This window comes from Geodermatophilus sp. SYSU D01176, from assembly GCF_054050015.1.
Genome location: NZ_JBJGYN010000024.1, coordinates 57,212 through 73,052 on the forward strand (window position 1 = coordinate 57,212; position 15,841 = coordinate 73,052).

General features: G+C 76.1%; 19 protein-coding genes. 4 read left to right on the plus strand and 15 right to left on the minus strand.

What is annotated here, in order from left to right; all coding sequences use genetic code 11:
* Positions 1-106: 106 nt before the first annotated feature.
* Positions 107-1,249 carry a PheS-related mystery ligase SrmL gene (srmL, locus tag ACI78Z_RS14395; protein WP_457037214.1) on the plus strand — a complete coding sequence of 381 codons (1,143 nt, stop codon included), beginning with the start codon at positions 107-109 and terminating at the stop codon, positions 1,247-1,249.
* Positions 1,250-1,371: 122 nt separating this feature from the next.
* On the opposite strand, the gene ACI78Z_RS14400 is transcribed toward srmL, so the two are convergent.
* Genes ACI78Z_RS14400 through ACI78Z_RS14425 form a run of 6 tightly spaced genes read right to left on the minus strand, consistent with a single transcriptional unit; the run spans position 1,372 to position 7,386 of the window.
* Positions 1,372-2,034, minus strand: coding sequence for a glycosyltransferase (locus ACI78Z_RS14400; RefSeq protein ID WP_457037215.1), 663 nt, complete (start codon positions 2,032-2,034; stop codon positions 1,372-1,374).
* Positions 2,031-2,885: an NAD-dependent epimerase/dehydratase family protein gene (locus ACI78Z_RS14405; RefSeq protein WP_457037216.1), complete on the minus strand. Its 855-nt coding sequence runs from the start codon at positions 2,883-2,885 to the stop codon at positions 2,031-2,033. The genes ACI78Z_RS14400 and ACI78Z_RS14405 overlap by 4 nt, the downstream gene beginning before the upstream one ends.
* Positions 2,882-3,667, minus strand: coding sequence for an aldolase/citrate lyase family protein (locus tag ACI78Z_RS14410; protein WP_457037217.1), 786 nt, complete (start codon positions 3,665-3,667; stop codon positions 2,882-2,884). Before ACI78Z_RS14410 ends, ACI78Z_RS14405 begins: the two co-directional genes overlap by 4 nt.
* A 38-nt stretch (positions 3,668-3,705) precedes the next feature.
* Positions 3,706-4,755, minus strand: a complete 1,050-nt coding sequence (locus tag ACI78Z_RS14415; RefSeq protein ID WP_457037218.1) for an ABC transporter ATP-binding protein — start codon at positions 4,753-4,755, stop codon at positions 3,706-3,708.
* Positions 4,756-4,777: 22 nt separating this feature from the next.
* Positions 4,778-6,307 carry an ABC transporter permease gene (locus ACI78Z_RS14420; RefSeq protein ID WP_457037219.1) on the minus strand — a complete coding sequence of 510 codons (1,530 nt, stop codon included), beginning with the start codon at positions 6,305-6,307 and terminating at the stop codon, positions 4,778-4,780.
* Between the two features lie 56 nt (positions 6,308-6,363).
* Positions 6,364-7,386, minus strand: coding sequence for an iron ABC transporter substrate-binding protein (locus ACI78Z_RS14425; protein ID WP_457037220.1), 1,023 nt, complete (start codon positions 7,384-7,386; stop codon positions 6,364-6,366).
* A 96-nt stretch (positions 7,387-7,482) separates the two neighbouring features.
* Here ACI78Z_RS14425 and ACI78Z_RS14430 point away from each other — a divergent pair, with 96 nt between their 5' ends.
* The gene (locus tag ACI78Z_RS14430) at positions 7,483-7,932 is read left to right on the plus strand and encodes a GNAT family N-acetyltransferase (protein WP_457037221.1); all 450 of its coding nucleotides are present in this window, start codon (positions 7,483-7,485) and stop codon (positions 7,930-7,932) included.
* 2 nt (positions 7,933-7,934) lie between these two features.
* Positions 7,935-8,288 carry a hypothetical protein gene (locus tag ACI78Z_RS14435; protein ID WP_457037222.1) on the plus strand — a complete coding sequence of 118 codons (354 nt, stop codon included), beginning with the start codon at positions 7,935-7,937 and terminating at the stop codon, positions 8,286-8,288.
* A 134-nt stretch (positions 8,289-8,422) separates the two neighbouring features.
* Here the strand turns inward: ACI78Z_RS14435 and ACI78Z_RS14440 are convergent, their stop codons facing one another.
* From ACI78Z_RS14440 to ACI78Z_RS14455, 4 genes are all read right to left on the minus strand, one after another.
* The gene (locus ACI78Z_RS14440; RefSeq protein ID WP_457037223.1) at positions 8,423-9,319 is read right to left on the minus strand and encodes a bacteriorhodopsin; all 897 of its coding nucleotides are present in this window, start codon (positions 9,317-9,319) and stop codon (positions 8,423-8,425) included.
* A 267-nt stretch (positions 9,320-9,586) separates the two neighbouring features.
* The gene (locus ACI78Z_RS14445; protein ID WP_457037224.1) at positions 9,587-10,891 is read right to left on the minus strand and encodes an RNA polymerase sigma factor; all 1,305 of its coding nucleotides are present in this window, start codon (positions 10,889-10,891) and stop codon (positions 9,587-9,589) included.
* A gap of 66 nt (positions 10,892-10,957) precedes the next feature.
* Positions 10,958-11,383 carry a YciI family protein gene (locus ACI78Z_RS14450; RefSeq protein WP_457037225.1) on the minus strand — a complete coding sequence of 142 codons (426 nt, stop codon included), beginning with the start codon at positions 11,381-11,383 and terminating at the stop codon, positions 10,958-10,960.
* Between the two features lie 127 nt (positions 11,384-11,510).
* Entirely contained in the window at positions 11,511-12,203 is a 693-nt protein-coding gene (locus ACI78Z_RS14455; RefSeq protein ID WP_457037226.1) for a maleylpyruvate isomerase family mycothiol-dependent enzyme, read from the minus strand.
* 81 nt (positions 12,204-12,284) lie between these two features.
* Here ACI78Z_RS14455 and ACI78Z_RS14460 point away from each other — a divergent pair, with 81 nt between their 5' ends.
* Entirely contained in the window at positions 12,285-12,668 is a 384-nt protein-coding gene (locus ACI78Z_RS14460; RefSeq protein ID WP_457037227.1) for a PaaI family thioesterase, read from the plus strand.
* A gap of 78 nt (positions 12,669-12,746) precedes the next feature.
* On the opposite strand, the gene ACI78Z_RS14465 is transcribed toward ACI78Z_RS14460, so the two are convergent.
* From ACI78Z_RS14465 to ACI78Z_RS14485, 5 genes are all read right to left on the minus strand, one after another.
* Complete coding sequence (locus ACI78Z_RS14465) at positions 12,747-12,980, minus strand: hypothetical protein (RefSeq protein WP_457037228.1); 234 nt, start codon at positions 12,978-12,980, stop codon at positions 12,747-12,749.
* Positions 12,981-13,137: 157 nt separating this feature from the next.
* Complete coding sequence (locus tag ACI78Z_RS14470) at positions 13,138-13,560, minus strand: hypothetical protein (RefSeq protein ID WP_457037229.1); 423 nt, start codon at positions 13,558-13,560, stop codon at positions 13,138-13,140.
* Positions 13,561-13,732: 172 nt separating this feature from the next.
* Positions 13,733-14,704: a ferritin-like domain-containing protein gene (locus tag ACI78Z_RS14475; protein WP_457037230.1), complete on the minus strand. Its 972-nt coding sequence runs from the start codon at positions 14,702-14,704 to the stop codon at positions 13,733-13,735.
* Between the two features lie 163 nt (positions 14,705-14,867).
* Positions 14,868-15,050, minus strand: a complete 183-nt coding sequence (locus ACI78Z_RS14480; RefSeq protein ID WP_457037231.1) for a hypothetical protein — start codon at positions 15,048-15,050, stop codon at positions 14,868-14,870.
* Between the two features lie 125 nt (positions 15,051-15,175).
* Entirely contained in the window at positions 15,176-15,640 is a 465-nt protein-coding gene (locus ACI78Z_RS14485; protein WP_457037232.1) for an NUDIX domain-containing protein, read from the minus strand.
* Between the last annotated feature and the right edge of the window lie 201 nt (positions 15,641-15,841).

Genomic DNA, 15,841 nt, shown 5'->3' on the forward strand with positions numbered 1-15,841 from the left:
CTGCCGAGCAGCCGTGGGGGCACCGAGGTCTGCCGGTAGCCCGTCCGCGGCGCCGTCGGCCGGGGGTGACCTCCCCTCACCCGCCGACGACCCGAAGGGGCATCCCGTGACTCCTCTGCTGTCCCCCCGCGACCTCGCGGCCGCGCTCGAGCTGCGCGACCTGTCCGACCCTGCCGGTGGTCCGCACGCGATGCAGTCGCTGCTGGACGACGTCCTCGGCGCCCTGACCGGCGCCTGGTCCTGCGCCCTCGACGTGCAACGGCGCCGGCCGCTGGTCAGCGTCGAGGACAACTACGACCGGCTCGGCTACGCGGCCGCCGACGTCACCCGGGACGCCCGGTACAGCCGCTACGCCGCCGAGACGGTCATGCTGCGCAGCCACACCACCGCCGGCGTCCCACCGGCCCTGCGCGCGCTCGCCGGCAGTGCGGGCGCCGGGACCGGGATCGACGTGCTGCTGGCCCTCCCCGGCCTGTGCTACCGCCGGGACACCATCGACCGGCTGCACGTGGGCACACCCCACCAGGTGGACCTGTGGCGCATCGCCACGACCGGGCCCGCCGGCCGGCGGCTGGACGCCGACGACCTCGACCAGATGGTCGACCTCGTCGTCGGCGCCGTGCTGCCAGGGGGACGCCGGCGCACGTCTCCCGCCCGCCACCCCTACACGACGCACGGCCTGCAGGTCGACGTGTGCACCGCCTCCGGCTGGGTGGAGCTGGCCGAGTGCGGACTGGTCGCCGGGCACGTGCTCGCCGGCGCCGGTCTCGACCTCGACCGCTGGACCGGCCTGGCGCTGGGCATGGGGCTGGACCGGGCCCTCATGGTGCGCAAGGGGATCCCGGACATCCGCGTGCTGCGCTCGACCGACCCGCGCCTCGCCGTCCAACTGCTCGACCTGCTCCCGTGGCGGCCGGTGTCGTCGCAACCGCCGGTGCGCCGGGACCTCTCCATCGTCACCGACGCCCCGGTCGACGGCGAGCTGCTCGGGGACGCCGTCCGTGCCGCTCTGGGTCCCGCGGTCGAGGACCTCGAGTCGGTCACCGTCCTGTCCAGCACCGGCTACGCCGACCTCCCCGGTGCCGCGCGCCGGCGGCTCGGGTTGCGGCAGGACCAGGTCAACGTGCTGCTGCGGCTGGAGCTGCGCCCCCTCTCCGGGACCTTGACCGACGAGCGCGCCAACGAGCTGCGCGACCAGGTCTACGCGGCCGTCCACCGCGGGCCGCACCCGGAGTGGGCGGCCCGCTGAAGCGCCCGGGCCGGCCCCGCCGCCTCCCGGGCGCGGTTGGTGCACTCATCGCGACCGGTGAGCGTGCCGGAGAGCGTGCCGGAGAGCGATGCGCGCACGAACCGCTGCCCGGCCCGGGACCACTACCTCTCGCGCAGGGCCCAGGTCAGTGCACGCACCGACTGCCCCAGCCGCGCCCGCGCCGTCCACGCCGAGCGGCCCTCCGGCCGCACGTCCCGTGCGACCGGCACGCTCGTCACCGGCTGCCGGGCCAGGCCGACGGCCAGCACGACGCTCGGGGCGTCCGGAGCCGCCAGCACGGCGGACCGCACGGCCGGGCACAGGGCCAGGAACGCGCCCGCGTCCGGGGGCAGGCCGGTCAGGAGCGCGGCCACCCGCCGGTGCACACCGCCGGTGGAGCGCCGCAGCCACGACTCGTACGCCCCGCGCCGCCCCGCGAACACCGCCGCCACGTCTCCACGAGCCAGCCGGTCGAGCAGCCGCGGCACGGCCTCCGGCGGGTCCTGCAGGTCGGCGTCCATGCACACCCACACGTCGGCCTCCGGCTCGTCGGCCAGCCCCCGCCGGAGCGCGGCGTGCTGCCCGCCGTTCACCTCCAGCACGGTCACCCCGACCTGCGGGCCGGCCAACCGCCGGGCGACGTCCGCACTGCCGGCAGGACACGCGTCGACCACCAGCCGCACCCGCCAGTCCCGGCCGGCCAGCGCGGCGCCCAGCCGGTCGACCAGCGCCGGGAGCGTCGCCGCGTTCCGGTACACCGGGACGACGACGGCGACCCGGCTCACGCGAGCGCGGCCCAGGTGCGGGCCAGCCCCCCGGCCAGGTCGACGGTCGGCCGCCAGCCGAGCACGGACGCCGCCAGCGACGGGTCGCTGACCCAGCAGTCGGTGTCCCAGTCGCGGCCCGGGTGCGCGCCGGCCTCAGTGGCGATCGGCCGGCCGGTCGCCCGCGAGGCCACGGACACCAGCTCCTCGGTCGAGGTCTGCACGCCGGTACCGATGTTGAGCACCTGTCCCGGCGGCAGGTCGTCGGCGAGCGCGGCCCGGACGCACGCGTCCACGACGTCGCCCACCCACACCCAGTCCCGCCGGCTCACCCGGGCGGGCAGCGGGACGACGGCGCCGGTGCGGGCGGCGTCGAGCACGACCGGCACCAGCCGGGTCGGGTGGTCGCCGGGCCCGTACACCTGGAAGGCGCGCAGCACCGCCGCCCGCACCCCGCGTTCGGCCGCGGCGGCCTGGAACAGCAGCGAGCCGGCCGCCTTGGTGGCGCCGAAGAACCCGCGCGGGCGCAGCGCGGCGTCCTCGGCCAGCGGCACCGGCGCGGCGGCGTACTCGGTCGACGAGCCCAGCCGGACGACGGCGCGGCACCGCGCGGGCAGCGCGTCGACCAGCCACGGGCTGGTGTTGACCGCGACGGTGGCGGCCCGCTCCTCCGGCGTGGCCTTGCGGCGCGCGGCGGCCAGGGAGAACACGACGTCCGGGTCGGCCGCCCGCACGGCGGCCGCGGCGTCGGACGGGGACGCCAGGTCGACCGTGGCGCGGGTCAGCGGGACGACGTCCCACCCGTCGCCGCGCAGCCGTGCGACCAGGTGCCGGCCCACGAAGCCGCCGGCACCGGTGACCAGCGCCCTCACGCCGGCTGGGCCACCGGCACGCCGCTCACCGCCGCGACGAGGGCGGCCCGGCGCTCGGCCACCTCGGCCGCGGTGGCGGTCGCCAGCCCGGTGAGGACGGCGAGCAGCCGGGGAACCTCGACGGCCGGGTCCCGCCCGGCCATGTCGGCGGTGAAGGACCGCCGCAGGAAGGTGAAGTCGGCGCCCAGCCGGACCAGCTCGGCGGCGAGCAGCCAGGCCGGCACCGGCGCGCCGCCCTCGGGCAGGGTCAGCCCGCCGACGCCGAACGGGCCGGGCACCGCCGCGCGGACGGCGTCCACCGTGCCGTCGACCAGCGGCGTGAACAGCTGCTGCGAGCCGCGGTCGATGCGCAGGTCGTTGAGGCCGACGTAGACCCGGGACAGCGGCCGGCGGGCCAGCTCGGCCGCGCGCGCCACGCCGTCCTGGGTCTCGATCAGGATGCCGAGCCCGCAGCGGCCGGCGACCAGGTCGAGGGTGCGGTCGACCTCCTCGGCCGTGCGCACCATCGGCAGGAACAGCTCGTCGGCTCCGCGGGCGACCGCGTCGTCCACCTCGGCGCGCGTCCACGGCCCGAAGCCGTTGATCCGGCACAGCAGCCGCCCGTCGGTGGCCACGCGCATGCGGCTGAGGTCGGCGGGGGTGTCGCCGTTGATCTGGGTGCCCTCGCCGAGCTGGCGGCGGTGCTTGCCGCGCCGCTCCCAGTCCACGACGATCCCGGCCGCGCCTGCGGCGACCACCTCGGCGCCCCAGCCGGGGTCGACCGTGAAGAGGAAGAGGTCCACGCGGGTGAGCTTAGGCACACCTAACCCACAGCCGACACTCAGGTCCGCACCCGCGCGTCGTCCGGGAACGGCAGCGCGGCGCCGAGGACGCCGACCGTCACGTCGTCGCCGGCCGCCGGCAGGTCTCGACCCTCCAGCCGGGCACTGAACGCCACCCCCGACGGGAGCTCCAGCCGCACCCGCGCGTCGTGGCCGAAGAAGTCGACGGCGCGCACGCGGGCGCGCGGCCCGGCCCCGGTCGCCGGGCCGAGCCGCAGCTGTTCCGGGCGCAGCAGGACCCGCGCCGGACCGTCGGGGCAGGTGCGCTCGAGGTCGAGCACGCCGAGGGCCGAGTGCGCCCGGCCGGCCCGCACGTCGGCGTCGAGCACCACCGACTCCCCCACGAACGTCGCGACGTCGAGGTCCTGCGGGCTGCGGTACAGCGTGCGCGGGTCGGCCAGCTGCACCAGCCGGCCGCCGCGCAGCACCGCCACCTGGTCGGCCATCGACAGCGCCTCGGCCTGGTCGTGGGTGACCAGCACGGCGGTCGCCCCGGCCACGGCCAGCGCGTCGGCGACCGCCTGCCGGGTCTCCTCCCGCAGCGCGGCGTCCAGCGAGGAGAACGGCTCGTCGAGCAGCACGAGGGACGGCGCCGGCGCGAGCGCGCGGGCCAGCGCGACCCGCTGCTGCTGGCCGCCGGAGAGCTGGTGCGGCGAGCGCTCGGCCAGGGCGGCGTCCAGGCCGACGAGCTCCAGCAGCGCCGCCACCCGGCCGGCGTCCCGGCGCTGGCGGCGCGGCAGGCCGAAGGCGACGTTGCCGGCGACCGACAGGTGCGGGAACAGCCCGCCCTCCTGCGGGACGAACCCGATGTGCCGGCGCCGCGCGGGCACGCTGCGGCCCGCGCCGGCCACGGTCCGCCCGCCGACCTCCACGGTGCCGCGGTCGGGGTCGTCGAAGCCGGCGACCAGCCGCAGCAGCGTGGTCTTGCCGCAGCCCGACGGCCCGAGCAGCGCGGTGAGGCAGCCCTCGGGCACGTGCAGGTCCACACCGGCCAGGACCGGCGTCGCGCCGTAGGACTTGGTCACGCCGGTGACCGTCAGGGAGCTCATGGCAGCCGTCCTCGAGAGGGGTTCACGTCGTCAGCCCCCGCCGGGCGTCGCGGGAGAGCAGCACGGTGGCCGGCGCCGACAGCAGCACCATGACCACCGCGTACGGGGCGGCGGCGCCGTACTCCAGCGCGCTGCTGGCCGACCAGAAGGCGGTGGCGAGCGTCGTGGTGCCGGTCGGCGCGAGCAGCAGGGTGGCGGTCAGCTCGGTGACCACGGCCAGGAAGACCAGCGCCGCGCCCGCGCCGAGCCCGGGGGCCAGCAGCGGCAGCGTCACCCGCAGCAGCCGGTCCGGGGCGGAGCAGCCCAGCGAGGCGGCGACGTCGTCGTAGAGCGGCGGCGCCTGCTCGACGGCGGCGCGCACGGTCACGATGGCGCGCGGCAGGAACAGGATCGCGTAGGCGGCCAGCAGCACCGGCACGGTCTGGTAGACCCACGGGGTCACCTCGAGGGAGACGGTGACCAGCGCGAGGGCGATGACGATCGCCGGCACCGAGCTGCCCAGGTAGGTGCTGCGCTCCAGGAACGTGGCCAGCCGGCCGCGCGCGCGGACGGCCAGCCAGCCGGTGGGCAGCGCCATCGCGGTGGTGACGGCGGCGGCGACCGCGGCCAGCCCGAGCGTCGTCCCCGTGGTGGAGGTGAGCGCGGCGACGTCCAGCGCGGTCGACGAGCCGCGCACCATCCACAGCGCCAGGCTGCCCAGCGGCACGGCGAGGGAGAGCGCGACCAGCGCGGCGAGGGCCAGCAGCGCCGGGGCGGTGAGGGCACCCAGCCGCACCGGCCGCCCGGTGCGCGCCACGCCGGACCCGGTGCGGGCGTACCCGTGGCGCCCGCGCAGCCGCAGCTCGGCCACCAGCAGGGCCAGGCACAGCAGCAGCAGGACGCCGGCCAGCGCGGTCGCGCCGGGCCCGTTGAAGGTGGCGCGGTACTGGTCGTAGATGGCGGTGGTGAAGGTCGGGTAGCGCAGCATCTGCAGCGCACCGAACTCGGCCAGCACGTGCAGCGCGACGAGCAGGCTGCCCCCGAGCAGGGCCACCCGCAACTGCGGCAGCTGCACCCGCCGGAACACCGACCAGCCGGAGAGCCCCAGCCCGCGGGCGGTGTCCTCCAGCGCCGGGTCCAGGCCGCGGAAGGCGGCGACCACCGGCAGGTACACGAACGGGGCGTACGACAGCGTCACGACCAGCAGCGCGCCGGCGTAGGTGTCCAGGCCGGGCAGCAGCGAGATCCAGGCGTAGCTGTTGACGAACGCCGGCACCGCCAGCGGCGCCACCAGCAGCACGTGCCAGATCCGCCGTCCCGGCAGCGCCGAACGCTCCACCAGCCAGGCCGCGCCGACCCCGAGGACGGCGCACAGCAGCACCGTGCCGCCGACCAGCCGCACCGTGTTGCCCAGCAGCTCGCCCACCCGGGGACGGACCACCAGCTCACGGACGCCGTCCCAGCCGACGTCGGCCAGCGCGGCGGCGACGTAGCCCAGCGGCAGCAGCGCGAGCAGCGCCACCGCCGCCGCGAGCACCAGGGTCAGCGGCGTCCGGCGGGCTCGCGACCGCACCGGGCCGGCCGGCCGGGCCGTCGTCCCGGGCCCGGTGGCCGGCGACGCGGGAGTGCTCAGAGCAGCCCCACGTCCTGCATCAGCTCGGTGACCCGCTGCTGGTCCAGCGACCCGGGGTCGACCTGCGGCGCCTGCAGCTCGGCCAGCGGCGGCAGCGCCTCGGCGGAGGGGACGCCGTTGCCGACGGCGTACTCCAGCGCGGTGCTCTCGGCCAGCCGCTGCTGCGCCTCCGGACCGGTCAGGTAGGCGACCAGCTGCTGGGCCTCCTCGGGCTGGTCGGACGACGCGAGCACGCCGGCGCCGGACACGCTGAGGAAGGCGCCCGGGTCGGAGTTGCGGAAGTAGTGCAGCTCGGCGTCGTCGCTCTTCAGGCCGTTCTCGGCGCGGTCCCGGTAGAAGTAGTAGTGGTACATGACGCCGGCGTCGATCTCGCCCTCGTCGGCGGCGGTCATCACGGCGGTGTTGCTCTGGTAGACGCCGGCGTTGCGCTCCAGGCCCTCGAGCCAGGCGCGGGTCGCCTCCTCGCCGCGCAGCGCCAGGACGCCGGCGACGATCGCCTGGAAGTCCGCGCCGCCCGCGGCGATGCCGATCCGGCCCTCCCACTCGGGCTTGGCCAGGTCCAGGATCGACGCGGGCAACTGGTCCGGGGGCAGCTGCGCGGGGTTGTAGACCAGCACGGTCGACCGAGCGGCGAAGCCGGTCCAGTTGCCCGAGGAGGGCCGGTACTGCGCGCCGACCTGGTCGAGGGTCGCCTGGTCCAGCGGGGCGAGCAGGCCCTCCCGGTCGAGGACGTCGATCGACGGGCTGTTCTCGGTGAGGAAGACGTCGGCCGGGCTGGCGTCGCCCTCCTGCACGATCTGGTTGGCGAGCTCGGCGTCGTTGGCGTCGCGGAACTCCAGCGCGATGCCGGTCTCGTCGGTGAAGCCCTCGAGCATCGTGCGGACCAGGCTCTCGTGCTGGGCGCTGTAGACCGTCAGCGTCTCGGCGGCCTCCGCGTCACCGCCGCCGCAGCCGGCGAGCACACCGGCGACGGTGAGGGCGGACAGGGTGGTCGCGGTGGTCCGCACGAGCCTGGTCACGTTGGAACTCCAGAAGATAGGCAAGCCAAACCTCAGCAGAAGGTGTACCACGGGCGGCAGCAGGGCGGACCTGCCCCATCGACTACAACTCTCCGCATGACCGCCGCACCGCTCCGCATGCGCACCGCCCGCTTCGCCGAGCTCACCGGCGCCGAGGTCTACGGGCTGTGCCGGCTGCGGGTCGACGTGTTCGTCGTCGAGCAGGCGTGCTCCTATCCGGAGCTGGACGGGCGGGACGTCGAGCCGGGCACGGTGCACCTGTGGTTCGAGGACGGCGAGGGCGGCGTCGCGGCCACCATCCGGGTGCTCGACGACGGCGGCACCCGGGCGATCGGCCGGGTCGCGACCGCGGCCGCGCACCGCGGGGAGGGGCTGGCCGCGCGGCTGGTCGAGGCCGGCATCGCGCTGTGCGACGGCGTGCCGATCACGCTGGGCGCGCAGGCCCACCTGGAGGGGTGGTACGCGCGGTTCGGGTTCCGCCGCAGCGGCCCCGGCTACGTCGAGGACGGCATCCCGCACGTCCCGATGCGCCGCGAGCCGGCCTGAGGGTGGAGAAGGGACCCCGTCCTCCCCGCCCCTCGCGAGCTCGGGGCGGGCCCCTGTACGGGGCCACACTGCGGACGGCGGCCGACCGGCTGGAGGCGCTCGCGGCTCGCACGACGCCCGGCGACTGGCGGACCGGCGGGCTGCTCGCGACCCGCCCCGAGGTCGTCGCGCACGCGCCGGACGGCGGCACCGCGCACGTGGCCGAGGCGCGGGCCGGCACCGCGGCGTGGATCACCGCGCTCTCCCCCGCGCTGGCCGCCCCGCTGGCGGACTGGCTGCGGGCCGCGGCGGCGACCACACCGGAGGACCCGGCAGCCGAGGCGTTCGCCCGGGCGCTGCTGGCCCGGCTGCCCTGAACCCGCGGCCCCGTCCAGGGGCCCGGGCCTGCGCGGGCCGCGGAGGACGGGGTCCTCCCGCACAGCGGTTCTCGGGTCGGTCGGCGAAGGGCCGCTGCGACGGCACGCACCGTCGACCGATCGGCACACCGCTCTCAGATCTCCGCGTGGCGACGGGCGCCCCGCCCGAGTTCGGGGAGCACGCCGTCGCTCTTGTGGATGTTGCTCGACCACACCGGTTCCGGGTGCGTGTCCATCCCGGCCGCGACGTCCTCGGCCGTGCGCAGCTTGGCGACCTTGTGCACGAGGATGCCGAAGCCGACCTTGGCCACCACGTCGGCCGCGGAGTAGCCGACCTGCATGGCGGTGAACCAGGCCGGGGTGACGTCGGCGAAGACGGGGACCGCGTAGACCAGCGGGTAGACGCCGAAGCTGCTGAGCAGCACGATCGTGGCGTTCCGGAGGCTGACCGCCGCCTCGGGGCCCATGGTCGGCAGCGACCGGCGCACCGCGCCGATGAGCGCCACGTAGAGGTAGGCGAAGAACGCGGTGCTGATCAGGCCCCACACCACCAGGGCGACCCGGTCCCGCCCCTGGTCGAGCACCTGCGACCCCAGATAGCCGGTGACGATCATCAGGAAGGCCGCGGCCATGACGCTGGAGCGCAGCCGGCGGGCGGCGGCCCCGGCGACCGAGCAGACGGCGAGCAGCTCGACGGTCAGCAGCGGCACGGTGACCGACCAGTCGATGTACCGGGTGCTCTCCGTCGTCCGCGCCTCCTCGTTCGGCACGTACACGCCGCCCTCGAGCCGGAAGCCGCTGTCCCAGTCGAGGTACAGCAGCAGGTAGGCCACCGTCGCGACCGCGGCCAGGCACAGGCCCGCGTAGGCCGAGGGCCGGTACCGGGCGGAGACCTCGTCCCGGCTGGTCAGCGCGTACAGGAAGTAGGCGAACAGGGCGAAGCCCGCGCCGAGGACGGCGAACTGCACGACGTCGTACAGGCCCAGCGGCATGGTCTGCAGCTCGGGCACGGGCGGCTCGGTCGGCTCCACGGACCACTCCGGAGGCTCGGGGACGGGAGGCCCGCCCCCGGTACCCGGGCGGGTGCGGAGTGCAACCGTGGCGTCTCGCGCGGACCCGGCCCGGGCAGCGGCCCGGCTCCCCCGTGACGCCGGAAACGCCACACTCTACGAGACCGTGACGTTCAGCTATCGGGCGACCCCGAGGCGGCGCGGGCCGGGCCGTGCTCTGGTGGCTGTGCGCCGGAGGTGGCCTCCGGCCGGGCCGAGACCACACTCACCGCACGATGGCGTGGCCGGTCACCCGGGCGCGCACCCGGCCGCACGGTCGAGCAGCAGGGCTCGCTCGCACTCGTTGCGGGTGAGGCCGGCGGCCTGCTCGAACTCGGCCCGCGCCTCCGCGGTCCGGCCCAGCTGCAGCAGCAGGTCGCCCCGGGCCGCGGGGAGCAGGTGGTAGCCGCGCAGCACCGGCACCTCCGTCAGCGCGTCGACGATCTCCAGGCCCGCGGCCGGGCCGTAGGCGCGGGAGACCGCGACGGCCCGGTTGAGCTCCACCACGGGGGACGGCGCCAGCTCGGCCAGCGCCTCGTAGAGAGCGGCGATGCGCACCCAGTCGGTCTCCTCCGCCGTCCGGGCGCGGGCGTGGCAGGCCGCGATCGCCGCCTGCAGGCCGTAGGGGCCCAGGCCCGCGCCGGTCCGCTCGGCGCGGCGCAGCGCCGCCAGGCCGCGGCCGACGAGGACGTGGTCCCAGCGGCCGCGGTCCTGGTCGAGCAGCAGCACCGGGGCGCCGTCCGGGCCGGTGCGGGCGCGGATGCGGGAGGCCTGCAGCTCCATCAGCGCCACCAGGCCGTGCACCTCCGGCTCCCGCGGCGTCAGCTCGGCCAGCACGCGGCCCAGCCGCAGCGCCTCCGAGCAGAGCTCCGGCCGGGTCCAGTCGCGGCCCGCCGTGGCCGCGTAGCCCTCGTTGAACACCAGGTAGACGACCTCGAGCACCGAGGCCAGCCGGGCGGGCAGGTCCGCGGCGGTGGGCAGCTCGAGGGGCACGTGCGCCGCGGCGAGGGTGCGCTTGGCGCGGACGACGCGCTGCGCGACGGTCGACTCCGGGACCAGGAAGGCGCGGGCGATCTCGGCGGTGGTCAGCCCGCCGAGCAGCCGGAGGGTGAGCGCCACCCGCGCCTCGCGGGAGAGCACCGGGTGGCAGGCGGTGAACACCAGCCGCAGCAGGTCGTCCTCGACCACCTCGTCCAGCGCCTCCACCCAGGCCGCGGCCCGGTCGGACTCCTCCGCCTCGACCAGCTCGCGGCCCAGCTCCGCGGTCTTGCGCTCCAGCCGCTCGGCGCGCCGGAACACGTCGACCGCCCGGTGCTTGGCGGTGGCCATCAGCCAGGCGGCCGGCTTGTCGGGGACCCCGGTCTCCGGCCAGCGCTCCAGCGCCGCGACCAGCGCGTCCTGGGCCAGCTCCTCGGCCAGGCCGACGTCCCCGGTGACCCGGGCGAGGGCGGCGACGAGCTTGGCGGACTCGATCCGCCAGACGGCCTCGACGACCCGGTGCGTCGTCGTCCCGCTGCTCACCGCCGCGCCCCGGCCGGCGTCAGGGCGTGTCATGGGCGGGACCCCGCGCCCGGGTCCGCTCCTCGCTCGTTCCGCGCCGCGATGCTCCCCGGGCTGTCCTCAGGCACCGTGCTGCTGCTCGACGGTCGCCCGCATCCGGTCCTCCTGCGCGCGCAGCTCAGGGGTCATCGCGTCGCCGAAGTCGTCGGCCTCGAACACCTGCCGGACCTCCACCTCGCCCTCCCGGAACGGCGCCCGCCGCACCCACTGCTCCACCTCCTCGCGCGAGCTCACCTGCAGGATCCAGAAGCCCGCGATCAACTCCTTGGTCTCGGTGAACGGGCCGTCCACGACGGTGCTCTTCCCGTCGGCGTCGTAGCGGACGCGGAAGCCCTTCGAGCTCGGGTGCAGGCCCTCACCGGCGAGCATCACGCCGGCCCGGACCAGCTCCTCGTTGTAGGCGCCCATCTCGGTGAGCTCCTGCTCGGTCGGCATCACGCCGCGCTCGCTGTCCTGGCTGGCCTTGACGATCACCATGAAACGCATCGGGGTCCCTCCTCGGGCGGGAGCGGTCGCGGCCCGGTCGGCCGGCGGTCCACCGTCCCCCACTCCCACGTCGAACGGGCACCCCCCGGATCGACACGGTCGGGAGGATCTCTCCCGGAACGGCCCGTCAGATCCAGCGGGGCAGCCTCGGCAGGGCGCCGTCCGCCGTCAGCCCCTCGCCCCGGTTGCGACCGGTGAGCCAGCCGGTCACCGCCGGCAGCGACCCGGAGACGGCCACCGCCCCGCTCCCCCACTCCCGGTCGCCGGCGAAGAGGACGACGTCGGGGGTCTCCCCGCGGCGCGCCCAGGCGGCCAGCACCGCCTCGCAGATCGCCGCCTGCACGTCCTCGGCGACATCGGCGAAGCCCACCCCGGCGTCGAGGTCCACCGCGTGCACGACCACCTCGATGCAGCGCATCCACGGCACCTCGGTGGCGGGCACCTCACGGTCCTGCATGGTGCGCACCGTCGCCGACCACGCCGGTCCGGGCAGCCCGCGGACGGCGTCGGCGAACCGGGCCGTGGCCGAGATGAACTCCGTGCGCAGCCGTGGCGCGTCCAGTGCGGCGGCCTCGGCGATGCCGGCGTCCCGGGCCTCGCGGGAGGGGTACATCGGCGTCTCCGTGCCGGTGCGGGCCCAGGTCAGCAGGTTGATCAGGGCGTCGGCGTTGCGGGCGACGTGCGCCACCACGTGCCGGCGGTCCCAGCCGGGCAGCAGCGACGGGCGGTCGAGCTCCTCGTCGGTCAGCCGGCCCAGCGCGGTGGCGAACAGCCGCTCGCCGTCGGCCCACCGGTCCAGGGTCTGCTGCGGTGCGGTCATGCCCCGACGCTAGGGCCCCGGCCGCTCCGGCACGAGCCCGCCGCACGGGTCGGATCCGCGCGCCGCGGGTAGCGCGGCCCCATGGGACAGCAGACGGGCCCGGGGGGCTTCGCGCAGCGGATCGGCGCACAGGTGGAGGACGCCGACGACGGCGGCGCCCGGATCGCGTTCGAGGTGCGCGAGGAGCACCTCAACCCGGCCGGGACGCTGCACGGCGGCGTGCTGGCCACGCTGGTCGACACCGCCATGGGCCAGGCCGTGCGGACCACCACCGGCGAGGGCGAGGTCCCGGCGACCAGCCAGCTGACCGTGACCTACCTGCGCGCCGGGAGCCCCGGACCGCTCGTGGTGACCGGCCGGGTCCGCACCCGCGGCAAGCACCTCACCGTCTGCGAGGCCGACGTCGAGCAGGACGGCGAGGCGGTCGCGCACGCCGTCGCCACCTTCGCGCTGCTGCAGCGCTGACCCGCCCGTCGAGGCCCGCCGGGGACGACGAGAGGCCGGGGCCGGACGACGTCCGGCCCCGGCCTCCGTCGCGGGGACTCAGCCGCCCATGCGGGAGCGCAGCAGCGCCTTGCCCTGTTCGGCACCCTTGCGGCTGTCGCTCTGCGCCTTGCGGAACAGGTCGGCGAGCTCGTTGTCACCGTCCCGTTCCGCGTCCTTGATGTAGGTCTCCAGGCGCAGCGCGTTGTTCAGGCACTGCTCGGTGAACCAGATGAGGTTGTAGTCCTTGTCCTTGGTGCCGGTGACGTCGCCGGTCTCGGTGGCCTGGCTCATCGCGTTCCTCCTCGACGGTTGCTCGGTCACCGGCGCCCCCGTGGCGGCTGCCGCGGACGACGCCGGCAGGGCCAGTCCAGCGGAAAGGCCGCCGCAGGGGAACCGGTGCGTGCGCCGCGTCGCGAGCCTGGTGGAACGGCCCTGCGGGGAGCCTCCGTCAGCGGGGGCGGGTCCCGGCCAGCCCGCGAGCGGCCTCGGCGGCGTCGGCGTCGAGCACGCGAGAGCGCTCCTGGCGCTCGATGAGCGCGTGGTAGCGGGTCCACGCCTCCTCGGGCCGGACGTCGAGCGCCTCCGCGATCTGCTCCCACGAGGCGCCGCCGCGCAGCGCGGCCCGGAACCCGGTCAGCTGGCTGTCCCGGGCCTTGCGGGCGACGACCTCGCCCAGCGCCAGCAGCTCCAGCGACTCCGGGACGTCGAGCGACGTGGCCGCGGCCTTGAACGACGACCAGTCGTCGGCGTCGACGTCCTCGACCGTGTTCAGCGTGGTCTCCCCGCTGTCCCGCCGGCTGAGGAAGTCCAGGCGGGTGACGGCCGTCGTCAGCGAGAACTCGTGCTCGAGGGCGTCGGGTGTGTTGCGCATGCCGCATCCCATCCCCGGCAGCCTCGGGCGGTCAAACCCGGTGCGACGGAGATCTCCCCCCACCAGCGAGCCCGGACCGACCGCGCCCGCCCGTGCACGTGGTGACCTCCCCGGACGGCAGCGAGGGCCCGCCCCCAGGTGGGAGCGGGCCCTCGCGTGGGGCGGTGCGGCGTCAGCTGTCGACGCCCACGGCCTCCTTGGCCAGCGCGGCGACCTGGGTCTGCGCGGCGTTGACGACGCTGGTCCGGTTCTTGTGGGTCTCCTCGTAGCGGATGATCACCCGGACGTCGTGCGCGGTCTTGAGCTGCTTGACCGCCTTGATGGCGTCCTGCGTCGACAGCGAGTCGTAGCCCTTGATCGGCAGCTCGTCGGCGCTGACGTCGCCGAGCTCCTCGCGGGCGGCGCGGGCGGCGTCGGCGGCGTCCTTGTTGCCCTCACGACGGGCGATCCGCTCGGCCCGGCGCAGGGCGGCGCTGCGGCCGACCGTCAGGGTCTCGCGGACGGCGTCGGTGAACGACGAGGCCTTGTCGGTCGCCTCGCTCAGCCGCTCGCCGGCCTGCTCGCGACGCTGGTGCACGGACTCGACGACCTCGTTGACCCGGTTGGCCCAGAAGCGGACCGGGGCGTTGGCGGCGCGGGCGGCGGTGCCGGCGACCCGCTGCAGCGCGGTGGCCTGCAGCGCGGCCGGGCCGCCCATGGCCTCCTCGGCGAGGACGACGGTGAGCCACTCGACGGTGGCCTGGTGCGCGGTGATCAGCCGCTCGGCGAGCTGGCGGACCTTCGGCAGCTCGGCCTGCTCGGCGAGCACCTTGAGGTAGGTGGCGCGGTCGAGCAGCTGGTGCTCCAGGGAGAGGTCCTGCAGCAGGGCCTCCTCGAGCGGCTCGACCTGCTCGAAGCCGGCCTTGAGGACGGCGGAGAGGCGGCCCACGGCCGGGGTGACGACGTCCGGCACGCCACCGAGGGCGCGCAGCTGGTCGGTGATGGCCCGGGTCCGCTCGGCGGCGTTGTCGGCGTTCTGGGTCAGCTCACGACGCACGGCCTCGGTGCGGGCCTGCGAGACGCGGGTACGAGCGACCTGCTCCTCGGTCTGGGTCAGCAGCACGAGGGCGCGGAGCTGGTTGATGATCTTGGCGTTGTCGGCCATGACGGGAGGACTCCAGACATCGGGGATGACCTGACGTCACAGACCATGCCCGACTTCGGCGCTTGCTAACTCCTGCAAGCGCATCGCTTGCTGTGAACCGTGTCACGTCGTGTCGACACGTCGACTCCGCCCGGGCCGCGGTCGCGACCCGGGCGGGCGGGACTCAGCGGGCGGGGACGGCCGGCTTCGAGGGGCGGTCCAGGCGCAGCACCGGCTGGGTCAGCTCGTCGGCCAGCGGCGAGCGCGGGCGGGGCGACGGGGACGCAGCCGGCGGGACCGCCACGCCGCAACCGACGCAGAACCGGCCCTGCTGGCGGGCCGCGCCGCACTTCGCACACGCCGACATCGGCGTCCTCCTCACACCCGGGAAGTCCGGCGACTTCACTCGCGCGCACCCTGCCAGGCCCCGGCCCGCTGCGGCGGGGCGTGGGACGGGTGGGACGAGCTGTCGCAGGACCGTTGCGGAGCGGATCAGCCGAGCAGCTCGAGCAGCCGGTCCAGCAGCGGCACCTGGCCGGTCACGAGCTTCTCCCGCGCGTCGTCGACGGTCATCCAGGCGGCGCGGTCGATCTCGGGGAACTCCTGCACGCGGCCCGAGCGCGGCGGCCACTCGAGGGAGAAGGTGTTGCTGACCGTGGCCGCCGCGTCGAGGTCGCCCTCCGCGGCCCAGGCGGTGAGTCGCTTGCCGCCGGACTGCCGGACCTCGCCCAGCAGCACGAGGTCGGTGGCGGGGGCCGGGCTCCCCATCTCCTCGGCGAACTCGCGCAGCGCGACGTCCCGGGGGTCCTCGTCGGGGCCGTGTTCCCCCTTGGGAATCGACCAGGCGCCGGCGTCCCTGCGCGCCCAGAACGGCCCGCCCATGTGCCCGACGAGCACCTCCACGCCGCGCTCGGGGTGCCGTCGGTAGAGCAGCAGCCCGGCACTGGTCCTCGGCATCCCGCTCCTCACCTCTCCCTCTCGCGGCTTCAGACCCTGCTTACAGGAGGGAGCAGGGGCTGAAGTGGCGTGGAGGCGGGGGGGGGGGGGGGGGGGGGGGGGGGGGGGGGGGGGGGGGGGGGGGGGGGGGGGGGGGGGGGGGGGGGGGGGGGGGGGGGGGGGGGGGGGGGGGGGGGGGGGGGGGGGGGGGGGGGGGGGGGG